Origin of the sequence: Pseudoalteromonas sp. Angola-4 (genome assembly GCF_028599265.1) — a bacterium.
Taxonomy (GTDB): Bacteria; Pseudomonadota; Gammaproteobacteria; order Enterobacterales; family Alteromonadaceae; genus Pseudoalteromonas; species Pseudoalteromonas atlantica.
The window spans coordinates 1-429 of record NZ_JAQREK010000109.1 but is presented as its reverse complement, the minus strand read 5'-3'; the positions used below and the strand labels follow the sequence as shown (position 1 = coordinate 429).

The following is a 429-nucleotide window of genomic DNA, read 5'->3' as shown; positions in this document are numbered from 1 at the left end:
CAATAAGGCTAACCCTTCTTTTGCAGCTAATGTTAGTGGCTCAAGACCTGCAATTTTTAGCCCTTGTGTAGCGCTTATCAGCTCACCTTGATAACGCATTTTACCCTCACCTAATAAAGGCAAACACATATGCGCAAGCGGTGCTAAATCGCCCGATGCACCCACTGAGCCCTTTTTAGGCACGCAAGGGTAAACTTCACTTTTAAGCAGCTGCATAAAAAACTCAAGCACAGCTAAGCGAATACCAGAATAACCGCGCGATAAAGAGTTTATTTTTAGTGTGATCATCAATCTAACGGTGCTGTCATCCATTAACTCACCAATACCTGCGGCGTGTGAAAGCACAATACTGCGTTGTAATAGTTCGAGTTCATCGTCAGCGATTTTAGTATTGGCCAATAACCCAAAGCCAGTATTAATACCATATAC

1 protein-coding gene is annotated in these 429 nt (G+C 42.9%); it reads right to left on the bottom strand.

The window, feature by feature from the left end; genetic code table 11:
• The coding region (locus tag PSH48_RS21045; RefSeq protein WP_273612328.1) for an aromatic amino acid lyase at positions 1 to 429 on the bottom strand (429 nt) is incomplete at both ends.